Genomic DNA, 16,436 nt, shown 5'->3' on the forward strand with positions numbered 1-16,436 from the left:
TCGTAAGGATTGTGGTACCAGGTCTCGCATGAAGATACAAATTCAGGGGCTTGTGGTGAATATTCCTGGCCAGATTTCTCTGGAGTTTATCGGAGCGTGTAACCGCGCGACGGTGTGGTTTGGTTGCGGGTGGAGGAGTTGATTATAGGGCGGTCCGAGTTGGTGTGACACTGAGGATGATCAGTCGACCTCGTTTACGAAATGAAAGCAGTCGTACTTGAGGTGTGATAATAGTTGTAATCATCGAATCAATGGAAGGAGAGAGTAGTGGAGGATTGCAGTAAGAGGGCTAAGGAACTCTGTGCGCTCAACTTGAAAGGGTTCGCTCTAGAGTCTCGGGTGAACGCGGTTAAAAGCGCGTTCGGCGTAGTATGTCTTGCAGTTGTTACCGTTGCCATGTTTGCGTGGATGGATTTTATTCAACCTAAAGATAGTGAGGGGCAGGAGGTGTCGCTATCGAATATGTTTCGAGGGTGGGGGCTTGGGTGTGCTAATGGTGAATTTCGTGAATTTATTGTCACGATGGCCCTGACTGCTGTCCCGACAGGATTGACGATTGCCGGCATGACATGGGGTGCGCGAGTCCGTCCGAAAAGTTCGGTGTATCATGGTGAATGGCTTCAAGACGTTGTTGATACTGTTCGAAGAGAGATGACTGCTTGGGTAATTTTATTTCTAAATGCATACGTATGTGGGGTGGCTGTTGTATTATTCTGGATTGATGCATTGCTGAGGGGAAATGGTGTCGCAAGTATTTTGTCGGCTATCTTCTTGTCGACAGTATTCTTGTTTTCAGCAAGTCTTCCGGCTCTAATGAAAGTGGGGGACGGGGTTGCTGTCAGTTCCTATGCGTACAGCCTCCTTACCCTTCGAAGGATTGCGTTGTGGAGGTATTACCATAAGGTCTCTCCGAGGTATAGTGGATTTAATAAAAACTCATGGATTGGGCGGGTTGGTCGTAGTGAAAGTGGTCAGCGCCGGTTGTTTCGCGCTTTGGTTGCTCTTGTTTTGGGGGTCTCGAGCCTATTGCTTTGGTTAGCAATTTGTGTATATGTGAGGCCGTCCCTGCGGCTAGGGCTATTCTCGTTAAGCTTTATTGTGCTCGGTGGCATCATGTTGTGGTTCGGCGTTGTTATGCTGGTGAATATTTCGACTTTGTGGGTTAGGGTTCCCGGCTCGAAGTTAGGGGGAGTGGAGCGGTGGCTCGTGGTGTTTATTCTTGTTGTATCCTGCTCAGTTGGCTGTTTGCTTCAACTTGCAGGGTATCGAGTTATGGATATATCTTGGTGGCTTGCCGTTCTGCTGACTGTTGGGGGTGACTCTGTTTTAGGTGTGTTGGTGTGGAGGACATTGCATGAGCGTCGCAGGTTTTCGTTGTGGCCTTTGGTGCTTGGTTGTGTTTCGGTTGATCAGCGTCGAATGGCTAATACGATGGTGCGACCATTAGGTAAGTCAAATGTCGAGGACTACATTGCGGTTGCTGACCTGATTGTCCCTGGTGACTTGTTTCTAGATGGAAAAGGCTTGAGATTGCGCGATTTCATTAACGAAATGATGCTCTTCGATGATGTGAGTGAAGAGTGAAGAGTGAGGGTGTGAAGGGTGTTATGGGCTGTATCTCTGTGGGTGAAATCGTTCTTTCTGGTAGGTGGTGAGGGGTGTTGTGTTTCCGTTCCTTGTGGTTGTGCATTAGTGGCTGCCAGTGTTCATGTAGTGGACATTAATGCTGCGAGGTGTTGGGAGTGAGTGGAAGCTGCAGCCTTCCGAAGGGTCTCCTCCGTCACATCGTATTTGTGGGTTCGACCATGTTCGCTGCGCGGGACTGAGTCGGTCTCGAGGGTAGGAAGAACCGATACGGACATTGATCTGGTAAGTCCGCTGTGGGCGGCGGTGCCCCAGGGCACGCGGGGCCCGCGATTCCGGGCCTCATGCGGCCTCCATCATCTAGGCTGTCGCCGTGAAGATCCTGCTCCTCGGCTCCGGCGCGCGCGAGCACGCCCTGGCCCGTGCCCTCGCCCGTGATCCGCAGACCTCCGAGCTCATCGTCGCTCCGGGAAACCCCGGCACCTCAGCCATCGCCACGAACCTCAACATCGACCCCAGCGTCCCCGAGGAGGTCGTGGCCCTGGCCACGCAGATGAAGGCCGACCTCGTCGTCGTCGGCCCCGAGGCGCCCCTGGTCGCCGGTGTCGCCGACGCCGTGCGCGACGCCGGGATCCCCTGCTTCGGCCCCGGCGCGGAGGCCGCCCGCCTGGAGGGCTCGAAGGCCTTCGCCAAGGAGATCATGACCGCCGCGGGCGTCCCCACCGCCGAGGCCGCCGTGTGCACCACCGAGGCCGAGCTGTCCGCAGCCCTGGACCGCTTCGGGGCCCCCTACGTCGTCAAGGAGGACGGCCTGGCCGCCGGCAAGGGCGTCGTCGTCACCGACGAGCGCCCCGTCGCCCTGGCCCACGGCCACGCCTGCCTGACTCGCGGCAGCGGTCGCGTCATCGTCGAGGACTACCTCGACGGCCCCGAGGCCTCCGTGTTCTGCGTGTGCGACGGCGCCACCGTCCGCCCCCTGGCCCCCGCCCAGGACTTCAAGCGCCTCCTCAACGACGACGCCGGCCCCAACACCGGCGGCATGGGCGCCTACTCGCCCCTGTCCTGGGCCCCGGCGGACCTCACCGAGCAGGTGGTGCGCGAGGTCGCCCAACCCGTCGTCGACGAGATGGCCCGCCGCGGCACCAGCTTCATCGGCCTGCTCTACTGCGGCCTGGCCCTCACCAGTCGCGGCCTGCGCGTCGTCGAGTTCAACGTGCGCTTCGGCGACCCCGAGACCCAGGCCGTCCTGGCCCGCCTGACCTCCTCCCTGCCCGAGCTGCTCCACGCCGCCGCCACCGGTCACCTCGCCGAGGCCCCCGAGCCCACCTGGTCCGAGCAGAGCGCCGTCGACGTCGTCATCGCCGCACCCGGCTACCCCGGGACCGTCACCACCGGCGGCACCATCACCGGGATCGAGGCCGCCGAGGAGCTCGACGACGTCCACGTGCTGCACGCCGGCACCGGCACCACCGAGCGCGGGGAGCTGGTCGCCGTCGGCGGGCGGGTCCTGTCCGTCGTCGCCCTGGGAGCAACCCTCGAGACGGCGCGGGAACGCGCCTACGAGGCCGTCGAGCGCATCAACCTTGAGGACGCCCAGTACCGCACCGACATCGCCCAGGCGGCCAGTGAAGGCAGCGTCAGCAGCGTCGGCAGCGCTGCCAGCGCCGACGGGGCCGAGTAGAGCTCCTCGCCGTCGCGACCATGGCGCGCGGCTCGCCGTGCGCTGAACCCAGGAAGACCACGCCGTCGGACCCGACCACGGGAGGCGGTGCGCGTGACGCACGCACTTCTTCCGAGACCAAACGCACACTGCGTCGCTCTTTCCTGAGGGAGGCCCGCGCCCCTCGTCGGATGGGAGGTGCGGGTTCCGGCGCCGGTGTTGGCCCACGTCAGCCCCTTGTCCGGCCGGCTGGAACTGGTGGGAGGTGAGAGCCGCTCCCATCCCGTCGGTGGGATTTACTCCGGTCGCCCCCCGACTCCCGCCGACGACCCAACCCGGATGAATGCTTGCAATGGCGCGGTATTTGGATGATCCTCCAAGGGTGAACCCTGCGGGGGACGCCGCGGACCGGAACCGGACACAGGGTGCCCGCCGATGGCAGGATGGGGGCATGACTCAGTCCGCGAGTTCCGCCTCAGTCGGTCCCAGTGCCTCAGCAGCCGGCTCCCTGCCTCCCACCGTCCCCGGGTGGGAGCACCGCTCCAGCGGCAAGGTCCGGGACGTCTACGCCCCCACCTCCGATGGCCCGTGGGGTGGGCAGGACGTGCTCCTCGTGGTCGCCTCGGACCGCATCAGCGCCTACGACCACATCCTGGCGACCCCGATCCCGGACAAGGGCAAGGTCCTCACGGCCCTGAGCGCCTGGTGGTTCGAGCAGCTCGCCGACGTCGTCCCGAACCACCTCGTCTCCCTCGACGTTCCCGCCCAGGTCGCCGGCCGCGCCATGATCTGCCGGCGGCTGGAGATGTACCCGGTCGAGTGCGTGGCCCGTGGCTACCTCACCGGCTCCGGCCTGGTCGAGTACCGACAGGGCCGCTCCGTCTGCGGCGTCGCCCTGCCCGAGGGCCTGACCGAGGCCTCCCGCCTGCCCGAGCCGATCTTCACCCCCGCCGCCAAGGCCGAGCTCGGGGAGCACGACGAGAACGTCACCTTCGAGCGCGTCGTCCAGATGGTGGGGGACGGCGCCGCTACCGCCCTGCGCGAGACCACTCTGTCCCTCTACTCCCGGGCCGCCCAGATCGCCCGGGACCGCGGCATCATCCTGGCCGACACCAAGTTCGAGCTCGGCACCGACGCCGACGGCGACCTGGTTCTGGGCGACGAGGTCCTCACCCCCGACTCCTCCCGCTTCTGGCCCGCCGACGCCTGGGAGCCCGGCCGGGTCACCCCCTCCTTCGACAAGCAGTACGTGCGCGACTGGCTCACCTCCCCGGCCTCCGGCTGGGACCGGGACGGCGACCAGGAGCCTCCGGCCCTGCCCGACGACGTCGTCGAACGGACCCGCGCCCGCTACCTCGAGGCCTACGAGCGGCTGACCGGCTACCCCCTGGAGCTGTCATGACCACGACCTCATCCACCTCGGACCTCCCCGATACCGGGAGCGCCACCCGCGCCTTCAAACCGGGGCCGGGCTTCTACGTCTTGGTCGGCCTCATCGTCCTGACGATCGTGCTGGCGCTGTCGGCCGCCATCACCTCCGCCCTCGGGGCCACCGAGACCTCCCGCGTCCTGGGTGGTATCGCCCTGGTCCTCGTGGGGCTGGGCATGCTCGCCTCCTTGAGGCTCTCCGCCCGCTCCCTGGTGGTCAATGCCCCCCGCCTGCGTCTGGAGCGCAACCGGGTCCGCGCGGCCCGGGCCCGGCAGGGCGGCGAGTCCTCCAAGAAGGGAGGCAGTGCCAAGGGCGCCCGCGGCAAGGGGGCCAAGGGCTCCCAATCCTCCCAGCGGGGCTCGGGAACCGACGGTGCAACCCTGCCCGGCACCGATCTGGCAACGCTCACCGTGCCGGGAACCAAAGTGCTCGTGCCTGAGTCGACAGGTCGGCGTGAGCTGACCACCCTCGACGTGGTCTCCGGCCCCCTCACCACCGCACTGGCCGCGACGTCGCTCGGGCGCGCGGCCGACGAGCGCCTGGCCGGGACCTCCACCGGCGAGACCCTCATCCGTGTCGGCCAGCTCCTGCTCGGCGCCACCGGCTTCGTGCTCGTGGCCCTGGGGCTCGCCTCCATCCTGGGACAGGTGATCTCATGACCCCCCGCGACCGACGCCCCGACAACGAGCAGGGGCCCGTCAACTGGGGCATCATGCCCAAGCGGACCCCACGACCGAAGAGCGCCTCCGCCCGGCCCGGCGGCAACGGGCTGCTTGAGGTCGTCCGCTCCGGCAACAACCCGGCCCCCACCGGCTCGTCCGCCTCGGCTGCCTCATCCGCCTCGGGAGTCTCCGCGGCCTCCGCCGCCGGCTCGGCCGACGGCTCCGCCGGTGCCCACGATGCGGGCGGCGCGGCAGTCATGACGGAGGAGGACCTGCGCTCAGCCGCGGCCCAGGCCATCGCCTCAGGAACCGCTGACGCCGTCGACGCCGCCATCGCCATCGACCTGGCCGACGTGCCCGACGAGCCCACCGGCTGGGCCGGCTCTGCCCTGTCCGCCGGCTCGCCCGCCACCCCGGCCACCCCGCACGTCGTCGGCGGGCCCTCCAACACCCCCGGGGACCATCGCGAGACCGCCCCGACGGCCGCCCCGGACCCGCTCCCTGCCAGCGCCGGCAGTGCCGCCAGCACCCCCGGCTCCCCCGCCCCTCAGCAGCGGACTGCGGCCGTCACCGGCGCCGACGGCCGCTCACCGCGACCCGTCGTGCGCCCCACCGCCGTCGACGGGCCCGGCAGTGCACCCCAGACGGGAACCACCACCACCCGCGTCTTCACCATCTCCCAGGGCAAGCCCGAGGCCGTGCCCAGCGGTGCGTCCACGGCATCCGCTGCATCCGCGGCCTCTGTGGCGGCTGCGCCGTCGGCGACCGCGGCACCGGCCGCACCTGCGCCTGCACCAGCGGCACCGGCCGCCTCGGCCCCCAGTGCCTCAGCAGCCCCCTCCGCCCGCGGCCGCGGCTACCAGACGCGCCCCAGTGTCGCCACCAATGCCACTACCGCCCCCGCCGCGCCCACGAGCCCCGCGGCCCAGCCCGAGGCCGAGGAGGACGCCGGCATCCTGGCCGAGTCCAGCGCCTGGGAGGCGGCCACCAACGCCCTGGACGCCGAGGAGATCAAGGCCCAGGGAGGCACCGACTGGGGGGTGGGGCGCGGCCCCGCCAAGGGACGCGGTCCCCGCCGCCCCTCCTCGGGCACCGACTGGGGCGTGGGGCGCGGAAGCGCCAAGAGCGCCGCTGCCCGAACCCGCTCCCCATGGCCGACGGCCGTGCGCCGCCAGCGCCTGGCCGGCGTGGCCTTCGCCCTGCTCGGCCTGGTCCTGGCCACCGCCTCAGCCATGAACCTGGCCCGCAACGCCGAGGCCGGCCACCCATGGATCCCGCCGTGGCTCGTCGCGGTCCTCGGCGGTGCCGGGCTGGTGGCCGCCGCCGGGTACCTCGCCTGGGCCGGAGGCACGCCTGTGCGCCGTGAGGCCGAGCGCTGGAAGCCCGGTGTGCTCGATGCCGCCGCCGGCCTGACCACCGGGTCCGTCAAGGTCCACGACCCCGCCCGGCTGGTGGCCCGCGCTCGCGGACCGCTCCTTCCGGGCACCTCCGAGCGCGGCGACGAGACGGCCCCCACTGTGGACTCCGGCCCCACGCCGGTCATGGGCACCTCCACCGTCGACCAGTCCCTCCACGCCCCCGCCGGTGTCGCCGGGGCCGTGGGCGGGTTCATGCTCGCCAGCGCCGTGGTCTGCGCCGTCGTCGCCCTCATCCTGGGCTCCGCCTGGCTCATCGCCACGGCCGCCCTCACCCTGGGCGGAGTCGTGGCGATTCGGCTGGCCGGCGAGTGGCTCGGCCAGGTCTGAGCCACGTCGAGACGGCAGGCAGTGTCCCGGCCTGCATACGGGTAGTCTTGGGCTGCGCACTCATCCCGCCTGATCCGAGGAGCACCCATGGGACGCATCGTCGTCGAGGTCATGCCCAAGCCCGAGATTCTTGACCCCCAGGGCAAGGCTGTCGTCGGAAGCCTTCCCCGCCTCGGCTTCGAGCAGTTCACCGGGGTGCGGCAGGGCCGTCGCTTCGAGCTGACCGTGGACGGCCCCGTCACCGAGGAGCACCTGGCCGCCGCCCGCGAGGCCGCCGACACCCTCCTGTCCAACCCGATCATTGAGGACGTCGTCTCCGTCGCCGCCGATGAGGAGGCCTGAGCCGTGAGTGAGTCGCTCAGCAGCTCCCCCGCCGCCCGTATCGGCGTCATCACCTTCCCCGGGACGCTCGACGACGTCGACGCCGCCCGCGCCGTGCGCCTGGCCGGGGCCGAACCAGTGAGCCTGTGGCACAAGGACGCCGACCTGCACGGGGTCGACGCCGTCGTCGTGCCCGGAGGCTTCTCCTACGGCGACTACCTGCGCTGCGGCGCCATCGCCCGCTTCGCCCCCGTCATGGAGGAGGTCGTGGCCGCCGCCGAGCGCGGCATGCCGGTCCTCGGCATCTGCAACGGCTTCCAGATCCTCGCCGAGGCCCACCTCCTGCCCGGCGCCCTCCTGCGCAACGCGAACCAGCGCTTCATCTGCGTCGAGCAGCGGCTGCGCGTGGAGAACACCCAGACCGCCTGGACCAACCGGTACGCGGAGGGGGAGGAGATCGTCGTTCCCATGAAGAACGGCGAGGGCAACTTCATCGCCTCCCCCGAGGAGCTCGACCGCCTCGAGGGGGAGGGACTCGTCGTCTTCCGCTACGTGGGCAACCCCAACGGCTCGGCCCGCGACATTGCCGGCGTGCGCAACGAACGCGGCAACGTCGTCGGACTCATGCCCCACCCCGAGCACGCCGTCGAGCCAGGTTTCGGTCCCGGCTCGCAGGCCGGGCCGCGCACCGGCACCGACGGCCTGGGAGTCTTCCGCTCCGCCATCGACTCGCTGCTGGCCGTCTGACGACCCCGTAACCGGCACCCACTCCTGACAGCCGTCAGGGGTGGGTGCCGAATCATTCCCTGCCGCGTTATCCACAGATCCGCCTCGCGCCTGTGCAGAACTGTGGAGAGAACCGGGCCGCCCCTTGCTCGGCGGACCTGGTCGTGACCGTGCTCAAGTTGCATGGCGATGAGGAATGTGCTGTGGCAGCTGTCGGGGGGCTCTGCCTCGGGATGATCGAGAGGGCGAGCGCGACTGATTGGCTGATTATCCCGGATTTTCAGCCAAAACTCGGTGTCCAGGGATGTCGCGTCAAGGTGCGTGGCGGCCTGGGCTGGGAGCCTCCGGCAGGGGTGCTCGCCCAGTGTGGAGGTCTCGAACCGGCGTTGCGCACAGGAAGAATGGCGACATCCCACAAACCCCCACAGCCATGCACAAGCCTGTGGACACGACCTGTGGATAACTCGGCCTGCGATGTGATGAAGTCCCCTGGGCCGGCCCCTCCAGCACGCGGCTGTCGGCGGCTCCGAGGAGCAGGCGCGTGCGGCAAGCGTGAGCCCCGCTAGCTGAGTGCGACTCGCCTGCTGTGTATGAGACGTTTACTGGGACTCGGTGGGTGGGGCGTAAGACAGTCGATCGAAAACGACATGGCTCTCCTTTATCAACCCTGACTCAACGAGAAAGCACTCTCCAACTGGGGCGGAGCGGGTTGAGGGGGTGTGGGGGAAGTAGTAGAGCACAGCAGTGCTGTCGTCACCGAAGGCGGCGCGCGGCGTGCACCCTTCCAGGACCTCCATGAACCCGCCGAGGTACGCCCGGTACTCCTCCTTGCCGTTGATCTCTTTCCCTGGTGCATGCACGACGACGTCGTCGGTCATAAAGCTCATCGCCTTGTCGAGGTCGCCGCTGGTCCATGCCTCGTGATAGGCGGTGGCGACGCGTAAGGCATGGTCGGATGTGGTTTTGTTGTCGGTGCTCATGTGCTGCTCCTCAATGAGGTGGTTCATGGTGTTGTCGCTGTGTGACGTGCTCGTCGAGCCATGCCCTGAGAGGCTCGATGGCGGCCCAGGTGTCTCGAATCCTCTCGTGCACCTGGGGAGTGTGCATCCAAGTGTCGGTGGGCCAGTCCTGAACGACCGCGGCCCCTTTCCACCTGAGGAAGTTGATGCGGGGGTGGTCGGTCGACCAGCCGCGCGGTGCGTTTCTCAATGGCTGGTCGGCGCCGGGTGAGACGGGCAGCCCCTGTGCGGCGAGCTCTTGGGTGAGCTTCTCGAAGCGGATTCCGCTGATGTCGGCATCGATGGCGCCCCTGAAGCGGCGAAGTTGGTCGGTGGTCATCCGCATGGCTCCGTAGCCGGTGGTGATATCGGTGGTCGACACACTGAGGTAGTAGCCGATTCCGCCAGTGGCCTGAGGGGTGCTGGTAGCGCCTGTCCAGAGCTTGTAAGGGGCCTTGTCGCGGGCGAAACGCAGGTCACGGCTGGGGCGGAACATGCGCAAAGGACCGAACTCTCCGGAAAGCTCGTCAACCAGTGCACTCATAGGGGCTTTCACGTCCCGCTGCCAACGCTGCTTGTTGGCGTTCCAGAAGTCCTTCGAGTTGTCCTGCGCCAGGTCGGCGAAGAACTCGAAAAGGGCTGTCGGTAGTCCTTGGAAGGTGCTCATGATTCGTCGCTTCCCGATTGCCCGCCAGTGACGGCGCGGTTGTGGCGCATCGCGACGTCAACCCAGAAGGTGAGGCGGCCGTCGTCGGCGATGGCCTCGGGTGCGACGGTGATCCATCCGGCTCCCATCTCTCGCCCGGCGCCCATGTGGGCCTGCTCGGCGCCCGGTTCGCCCAGGAGCGTTTCGTGGCGGTCCGCGGCGACGCGCACCAGGAGGTCCCCGGTCTTCCCGGCGCTGACGATCATCTTGTCGTTGACCATGATCGCGCGCCCTCCGAACATGGAGACCTCGCGCACATCCGGTTCGTCATCGACCAGCGCGCGGACGCGCTGAACGAGGTGGTGCTGCTCGGGTGTCATGGATGCCATCGCTTCGTCTCCCGTTGGCGGTCAGTCGGTCAAGGGCTGCCAGTGGTCCGGGCCGGCGTCCCCTCCCGCACCGGCGACCTTGAGGCGGGGCATGAAGTGGGCCCAGCCGTGCGCGTGCCCGCGGACCTCGGACTCCGGCAGGTCGAGGTGGCGCAGGTCCACACGTGTGCCGCCAGTGATCGGCGTCAGGATGAACTCGACCTTGGAAGCGCCGGCGGGCAGCTCGTCGCTGCCGGCGAATCCCCACGAGACCACCACACGCTGGAAGGGCTCAACCACGAGGTACTCACCCCGCACGGGGTAGCCGGCAATGTCGACCGCGAACCGGCCGCCCGGCGTCGGATCGAGATCGGCGTACTGCCCCATCCACGCCGTCATGCCCTTGTTGGTGGTGAGGTACTCGAAGACCGCCTGCGGGGGTGCCTCGATCTCGATGGAGTCCTGAAACTCAGCCATGCTGTTTCTCCTCTCGCTGCTCGACAGCGGACTTGAGGGCCGCCAGCCTCTCGGGCCAGAAGTCGTCGAGGTAGGAGCGCACCGCCGCGAGCCCGTCCGTGTTGAGTGCGTACAGGCGGCGCGTGTGATCGGTGGTGACGGTCGCCAGCCCCGCCTTCTGAAGAGTCCGGAGATGATGCGAGGCGGTCTGCTGTGACAGTCCAACTGCCTGTGCGACGGCGCCGACGGGCTGCGGTTCTGAACGGATGACGCGCAGGATCGCCCGACGGTTCCCGTCAGCCAACGCCCGCAGTGTCATATCGACGTCGATCGCCTCTGGTACTCCCACGCGCTCCTCCTCGGTTGACGTCCCCACACTAACACAAATGAATGTTTGTACTCATGGGTGCTTGTATGTTGGAGGTGGCGTCGAAGCATGACCTTCGGGCTCTGTGCGGGAGCTGGAAGGGTTCAGGCAGGGGAAGTCGCTGACAGTGCCGGGGTGAGGGCGTCTGACTTCCGCGCCTGTGTCCCGGGAGCCGACCAGACCAGTGGCCGGGTGTCCACAGCGCTGACATTAACGAGCTCGCCGTCGAAGTGACCAGTGGAGATCGTTGAAATTCTGCGGTTGTTCCGCGGCGCGTGGCATCTGAGCGGAGTTAATGTCAGCGCCATGGACACTGACGCCCCTGTCGGGGGTCTTTGTCCTCGGCTCGTCAGCCCACCAGGTCGGCCACGATCTGCAGGAGGTCCTGCAGGTGCCGGTTGGACAGGAACTCCCGGCGCACGGACTCGTGTGCGGCCAGCCCCATCTCCTGGGCCCGCTCAGGGAAGAGCAGCAGGTCGCGCACGGCCTCGGCCCAAGCGACGCCGTCGGTCGGATCGACCAGGACACCGTCGACGCCGTCGTCGATCTGGTCGCGGATGCCGCCCACCGCGGAGGCGACCACCGGGGCCTTCTTCCACATCGCCTCGGCCACGGTCAGTCCGAAGGCCTCGATGAGGGAGCGCTGGGTGACGACCGAGCTGACTCGCTGGACGGCGTTGACGACGGTGGCGTTGACCTCCCGGTCCTCCATGCTCACCGCGGCCACGTGGATCCGCGAGGCAACCGATTCCGGCAGCACCGAGCAACGCTCCACGATCTGGGTGAGGGTGGCCTGCGACTCGGGCCCGTCCGGGGTCGGGCCGACCAGCAGCAGGTGGGCGTCCTCCGGCAGCACGGCGATGTTCTCGGCGAAGGCCTCCACCAGCTCCAGGCCGCCCTTGAGGCGGTCCCAGCGGTTGACCTGGGTGACGACCCGGGCGCCCAGGGGCACCGGGCCGCCGGCCAGGACCGGGTCATCGGCCAGGCCGCGGAAGGCGTCGGCGCGCCCGTCGTGACGCATGAAGGGCACCGCCTCGAAGGGCGGCTCGCCGGCGAAGATCCCGGACAGACGCGCCACCGACCAGGCCTCGTCCAGATCCAGGACCCGGTTCTTGGGGGAGTCGGCGTCGATGGAGGGAGCCAGGACCGCGCAGCGCTCGGCCTCGATATAGGGCGGGCGGTACTCGGGGCGGGAGACGATGACGAGGTCCACGTCCTCCAGGTAGCGGTCCAGGAAGGCCCAGGCGTAGTCGGCGGCCTCGCCTGCGCCCTCGGCCCCGGCGTGGCAGCGCCAGATGACCGTGGCGCCCGCCGCCTTGAGGGCCTTGGCCAGGCCCGCCGTGGGCGGGTCGTGCAGGATGACGACGTCGTCGGGGCGGACCTCCTCGACGATGTTCTCCGCGTTGGAGGCCAGGACGTGCTCGTAGATGTCGCGCTGCTTGTCCCCGAGCTTGCCGCCGTCGCCGTGGTCCCCGTGGATGCCGGCGTGCAGGCGGGCCGCGATCCGGGTGAACTCCTCGGGGGCGTCCAGGGTCAGCCAGCGCACGTGAAGGCCGGCGCCCAGGGAGTAGCCCACAAGGGGGGCGACCGTCTCCGCGGGTCCCGAGCCGGCGGCTGCCGACGGCGTGACCGTCCACACGGTGCGCCCCTCCAGCAGGGCCTCGGCCCCGGTCAGGCTGGTGTGCAGTCGTTTGATGGCCACCTCGTCCAGGTGGCTCTCCAAGTGCGACAGGGGCAGCGGGGCGACGTCGATGTCTCTCATGACACGATCTTCCCCCGAATTCTTGTGAGGCGCAGCACTTTGGGCTTGGGCGTGGCGTCTTGTTGCTGTTTCGGCATTCTTCTGGCTGGATTCCGCAGAGCGCCGATCGGGCTCGCGTGGGGTGCTCGGGGTGCGCGGGGCGCGGTCCCGCGTGGGTGGTGGTGTGAGGTGCCGTGGGGCGTGGGTAGGCTTGGCTCGGCCGCACTCCCTCGTCAATCAGGAGCCCCCATGGCGTCCGAGCCCATGATCCCCGCCGCCCACCCCGACACCGTCGCCGACGCCGCCGCGACGCCCGACAGGGAGATGCCCTGGAAGGAGCTGGGCCTCAAGGCCGACGAGTACGAGTCCATCCGCGAGCTGCTGGGGCGCCGCCCCACCAACGCCGAGCTGGCCATGTACTCGGTCATGTGGTCCGAGCACTGCTCCTACAAGTCCTCCAAGATCCACCTGCGCCAGTTCGGCGCCAAGACCACCCCCGAGATGCGCGAGCACCTCCTGGTCGGCATGGGGGAGAACGCCGGCGTCGTCGACATCGGTGACGGCTGGGCCGTGACCTACAAGGTCGAGTCCCACAACCACCCCAGCTATGTCGAGCCCTACCAGGGGGCCGCCACCGGCGTGGGCGGCATCGTGCGCGACATCATCTCCATGGGGGCGCGGCCCGTGGCCGTCATGGACCAGCTGCGCTTCGGCGCCGTCGACCACCCCGACACCGCGCGCGTCGTCCACGGCGTCGTGGCCGGCGTGGGCACCTACGGCAACTCCCTGGGCCTGCCCAACATCGGCGGCGAGACCGAGTTCGACTCCTCCTACCAGGAGAACCCACTGGTCAACGCCCTGTGCGTGGGCGTGCTGCGCCACGAGGACATCCACCTGGCCAACGCCACCGGCGCCGGCAACAAGGTGGTGCTCTTCGGTGCCCGCACCGGCGGGGACGGCATCGGCGGGGCCTCCATCCTGGCCTCGGAGTCCTTCGAGGACGGCATGCCCGCCAAGCGCCCCAGCGTCCAGGTGGGCGACCCCTTCATGGAGAAGGTCCTCATCGAGTGCTGCCTGGACCTGTTCGGCGCCGGGCTCGTGCTCGGCATCCAGGACCTGGGCGCCGCCGGCATCTCCTGCGCCACCTCCGAGCTGGCCTCCAACGGCGACGGCGGCATGCACGTGGACCTGGAGAAGGTGCTCCTGCGCGACCCCACCCTGACCGCCGGGGAGATCCTCATGAGCGAGTCCCAGGAGCGCATGATGGCCGTCGTCGCGCCCGACAAGCTCGAGGAGTTCATGGCCGTCATCGACAAGTGGGACGTCGAGGCCGCCGTCATCGGGGAGGTCAACGGCTCGGGCCGCCTCACCATCGACCACTTCGGGGAGCGGATCGTCGACGTCGACCCGCGCACCGTGGCCCACGAGGGCCCCACCTACGAGCGCCCCTACGCCCGCCCCGCCTGGCAGGACGCGCTCAACGCCGACACCACCGAGCGCCTGGCCCGCCCCGAGTCCGCCACCGAGCTCGCCGAGCAGGTACGCGCCATCGTCACCAGCCCCAACCAGGCCTCCACCGCCTGGGTGACCAACCAGTACGACCGCTTCGTGCGCGGCGACACCGCCCTGTGCCAGCCCGATGACGCCGGCGTCATCCGCGTCGATGAGGCCACTGGCCGCGGCGTGGCCATCTCCACCGACGCCAACGGCCGCTTCACCAAGCTCGACCCCGCCACCGGCGCCGCCCAGGCCCTGGCCGAGTCCTACCGCAACGTGTGCACCGTGGGCGCCCGGCCCCTGGCCGTCACCGACTGCCTCAACTTCGGCTCGCCGGAGGACCCCGACGCCATGTGGCAGCTCGTCGAGGCCATCACCGGCTTGGCCGACGCCTGCGCCGTCATGGGCGTGCCGGTCACCGGCGGCAACGTCTCGCTCTACAACTCCCACGGCAAGGTCAAGGGACAGATCGACTCCTCGATCAACCCCACGCCCGTCGTCGGCGTCCTGGGCGTCATGGACGACGTGCGCCGTGCCAACCCCTCGGGCTGGCACGAGGAGGGCCTGGCCATCATGGCCCTGGGCACCACCGCCGACGAGCTCGACGGCTCGGCCTGGTCCCGTGTGGTCCACGACCACCTCGGCGGGCTGCCCCCGCGCGTCGACCTCGAGGCGGAGATGGCGCTCGGGCGGGTGCTGCTGGCCCTGAGCGAGGCGGAGGGCCCCGGCGGCGAGCCGCTGGTGCGCGCCGCCCACGACTGCTCGACCGGCGGCCTCATCCAGACTCTCGTGGACTCCTGCCTGCGCTGCGGCGTCGGCGCCAGCGTGGACCTGACCGCCATCCAGGAGGAGGGCGTGGACGACTTCACCGCCCTGTTCTCCGAGTCCGGGGCCCGCGCGATCGTCGCCGTGCGCGAGGAGCTCGTGCCCGCCGTCACCGCGGCCGCCGAGGCTGAGGACGTCGCCGTGGCGCGCCTGGGCACCACCGGTGGCGACCTGCTCGTCGTGGCCGGCAGTGACCTGCTCTCCGACGGCGGTGCCGGGCGTCCCCTCGTCCTGGACCTGGCCGAGCTCGGGGCCGACGTCGAGGGTGTCCTGCCGGCGCTGTTCTGAGTCGCGTTCGCCGACGGGGACATTTCTGTACGGCCGGGGACATTCGACGCCGTCGGGGACGGGAATCCTGTCCCCGGACGCGCAGGATGCCCCCGGCCGAGGTGACACGCACCCGGCCGCGTGGAATGTCCCCGGCTGTAGGGAATAGTCCCCGTCGGTCCGCCCTGGTGAGCCGGCGACGTGCCTCCTGACTGCCTTACTGCGCCACCTCAGGTATCGATGTGTGACGGTGGATTATCGCTGCGGAAACAAGCAGCACCACTGCCGGCAGGACGTTCACGAGGTAGATCCAGGCGCTCGGGTTGAACGCCTCTGCCGTGATGAGGCAACCGATGGTCAGTGAGACGGACAGGGAGATGCCGGCCAGTGCCACGCTGAGGACTGCCCCGCCCATCTTGTTGTCGGCCGCGACGACATAGAACGCGGTGATGAAGCCGATGACGGCCAGAATCAGGATGACGCTGTTCATCGTCCGCACGAGACTCACGAGATGGAGGCCAACGCCGGGTGATGAGCTGTCCGAGAAGCTCGGCGGCACGAGCGACGAGGCGTCGAAGACGTGCTTGGACACGCTGACGCCCACCACCTGGGTGCCCCAAGCGATGATGGTGATGATGGACTCGATGTCGGCTGATCGTGTGGGACGTGAGGAGAGGGCCGTGGAGGATGTCATGGCTGGAGCCTGTCAATGCGCCCGCCGTGTATCAACCAGTGGGTAGCCTGGAGGCATGATCGATCATGCCTCTGTGAGTGTCAGTGATCCGGCGGCCTCGAAGGCCTTCTACGAGGCGGCCCTCGCGCCGCTGGGCTACCGCGTCGTCATGGAGTTCGGGCCCGTCACCGGACTGGGTGGGCCGACGCCCGGCGCGCCGGAGGACGCCCCGGTCCACGCGGACCTGTGGCTGGCCCCGGCGGAGAACCCGACGCCCTGCCATATCGCGCTGGCGGCGGCGTCGACGGCGCAGGTGGACGCCTTCCATGAGGCGGCCCTGGCGGCGGGAGGCACCGACAACGGAGGTCCCGGCGAGCGCCCGCACTACCACCCCGGCTACTACGGGGCCTTCGTCCTCGACCCCGACGGCAACAACCTCGAGGCCGTCTTCCACGGCGCCGGCGACTGAGC

16 protein-coding genes are annotated in these 16,436 nt (G+C 68.3%); 9 read left to right on the top strand and 7 right to left on the bottom strand.

The annotated features are described in order from the left end of the window. Positions 1–339: 339 nt before the first annotated feature. The 7 genes from JJJ14_RS01795 (at position 340) to purQ (ending at position 8,148) form a co-directional block, all read left to right on the top strand. Positions 340–1,584 (top strand): hypothetical protein, encoded by a 1,245-nt coding sequence (locus JJJ14_RS01795; protein ID WP_201444526.1) that lies wholly within the window; start codon positions 340–342, stop codon positions 1,582–1,584. Positions 1,585–1,957: 373 nt separating this feature from the next. Further along, entirely contained in the window at positions 1,958–3,265 is a 1,308-nt protein-coding gene (gene purD / locus JJJ14_RS01800; RefSeq protein WP_201444527.1) for a phosphoribosylamine--glycine ligase, read from the top strand. Between the two features lie 430 nt (positions 3,266–3,695). Next, positions 3,696–4,646, top strand: coding sequence for a phosphoribosylaminoimidazolesuccinocarboxamide synthase (locus JJJ14_RS01805; protein WP_101558873.1), 951 nt, complete (start codon positions 3,696–3,698; stop codon positions 4,644–4,646). Then, positions 4,643–5,332 carry a hypothetical protein gene (locus JJJ14_RS01810; RefSeq protein ID WP_101558872.1) on the top strand — a complete coding sequence of 230 codons (690 nt, stop codon included), beginning with the start codon at positions 4,643–4,645 and terminating at the stop codon, positions 5,330–5,332. The genes JJJ14_RS01805 and JJJ14_RS01810 overlap by 4 nt, the downstream gene beginning before the upstream one ends. Next, entirely contained in the window at positions 5,329–7,080 is a 1,752-nt protein-coding gene (locus tag JJJ14_RS12575; protein WP_236592879.1) for a hypothetical protein, read from the top strand. Before JJJ14_RS01810 ends, JJJ14_RS12575 begins: the two co-directional genes overlap by 4 nt. Positions 7,081–7,167: 87 nt before the next feature. After that, complete coding sequence (gene purS, locus JJJ14_RS01820) at positions 7,168–7,422, top strand: phosphoribosylformylglycinamidine synthase subunit PurS (protein ID WP_003787688.1); 255 nt, start codon at positions 7,168–7,170, stop codon at positions 7,420–7,422. A gap of 3 nt (positions 7,423–7,425) precedes the next feature. Continuing rightward, positions 7,426–8,148 carry a phosphoribosylformylglycinamidine synthase subunit PurQ gene (gene purQ / locus JJJ14_RS01825; protein ID WP_201444528.1) on the top strand — a complete coding sequence of 241 codons (723 nt, stop codon included), beginning with the start codon at positions 7,426–7,428 and terminating at the stop codon, positions 8,146–8,148. Positions 8,149–8,726: 578 nt separating this feature from the next. Here purQ and JJJ14_RS01830 read toward each other — a convergent pair. From JJJ14_RS01830 to JJJ14_RS01855, 6 genes are all read right to left on the bottom strand, one after another. After that, positions 8,727–9,107: a nuclear transport factor 2 family protein gene (locus JJJ14_RS01830; protein ID WP_065362948.1), complete on the bottom strand. Its 381-nt coding sequence runs from the start codon at positions 9,105–9,107 to the stop codon at positions 8,727–8,729. 10 nt (positions 9,108–9,117) lie between these two features. Continuing rightward, the gene (locus tag JJJ14_RS01835; protein ID WP_201444529.1) at positions 9,118–9,792 is read right to left on the bottom strand and encodes a DUF2461 domain-containing protein; all 675 of its coding nucleotides are present in this window, start codon (positions 9,790–9,792) and stop codon (positions 9,118–9,120) included. Beyond that, the gene (locus JJJ14_RS01840; RefSeq protein ID WP_201444530.1) at positions 9,789–10,160 is read right to left on the bottom strand and encodes a TfoX/Sxy family protein; all 372 of its coding nucleotides are present in this window, start codon (positions 10,158–10,160) and stop codon (positions 9,789–9,791) included. Before JJJ14_RS01840 ends, JJJ14_RS01835 begins: the two co-directional genes overlap by 4 nt. Before the next feature lie 21 nt (positions 10,161–10,181). Continuing rightward, the gene (locus JJJ14_RS01845) at positions 10,182–10,616 is read right to left on the bottom strand and encodes an SRPBCC family protein (protein ID WP_201444531.1); all 435 of its coding nucleotides are present in this window, start codon (positions 10,614–10,616) and stop codon (positions 10,182–10,184) included. Beyond that, positions 10,609–10,944, bottom strand: coding sequence for an ArsR/SmtB family transcription factor (locus JJJ14_RS01850; protein WP_034491116.1), 336 nt, complete (start codon positions 10,942–10,944; stop codon positions 10,609–10,611). The genes JJJ14_RS01845 and JJJ14_RS01850 overlap by 8 nt, the downstream gene beginning before the upstream one ends. 367 nt (positions 10,945–11,311) lie before the next feature. After that, complete coding sequence (locus JJJ14_RS01855) at positions 11,312–12,724, bottom strand: glycosyltransferase (RefSeq protein WP_201444532.1); 1,413 nt, start codon at positions 12,722–12,724, stop codon at positions 11,312–11,314. Between the two features lie 228 nt (positions 12,725–12,952). Between JJJ14_RS01855 and purL the strand changes: the two genes are divergently transcribed. Continuing rightward, a complete protein-coding gene (gene purL / locus JJJ14_RS01860) occupies positions 12,953–15,313 on the top strand; it encodes a phosphoribosylformylglycinamidine synthase subunit PurL (protein ID WP_201444534.1) in 2,361 nt (786 codons plus the stop codon). Positions 15,314–15,509: 196 nt separating this feature from the next. Here the strand turns inward: purL and JJJ14_RS01865 are convergent, their stop codons facing one another. After that, on the bottom strand, positions 15,510–15,986 hold the full coding sequence (locus tag JJJ14_RS01865; RefSeq protein ID WP_101558867.1) for a hypothetical protein: 477 nt from the start codon (positions 15,984–15,986) through the stop codon (positions 15,510–15,512). A gap of 55 nt (positions 15,987–16,041) precedes the next feature. On the opposite strand from JJJ14_RS01865, the gene JJJ14_RS01870 reads away from it, so the two are divergent. Continuing rightward, positions 16,042–16,434, top strand: coding sequence for a VOC family protein (locus tag JJJ14_RS01870; protein ID WP_201444535.1), 393 nt, complete (start codon positions 16,042–16,044; stop codon positions 16,432–16,434). Positions 16,435–16,436: the final 2 nt, after the last annotated feature.

The organism is Actinomyces sp. HMT 175 (assembly GCF_016694895.1).
GTDB classification, from domain to species: Bacteria; Actinomycetota; Actinomycetes; order Actinomycetales; family Actinomycetaceae; genus Actinomyces; species Actinomyces oris.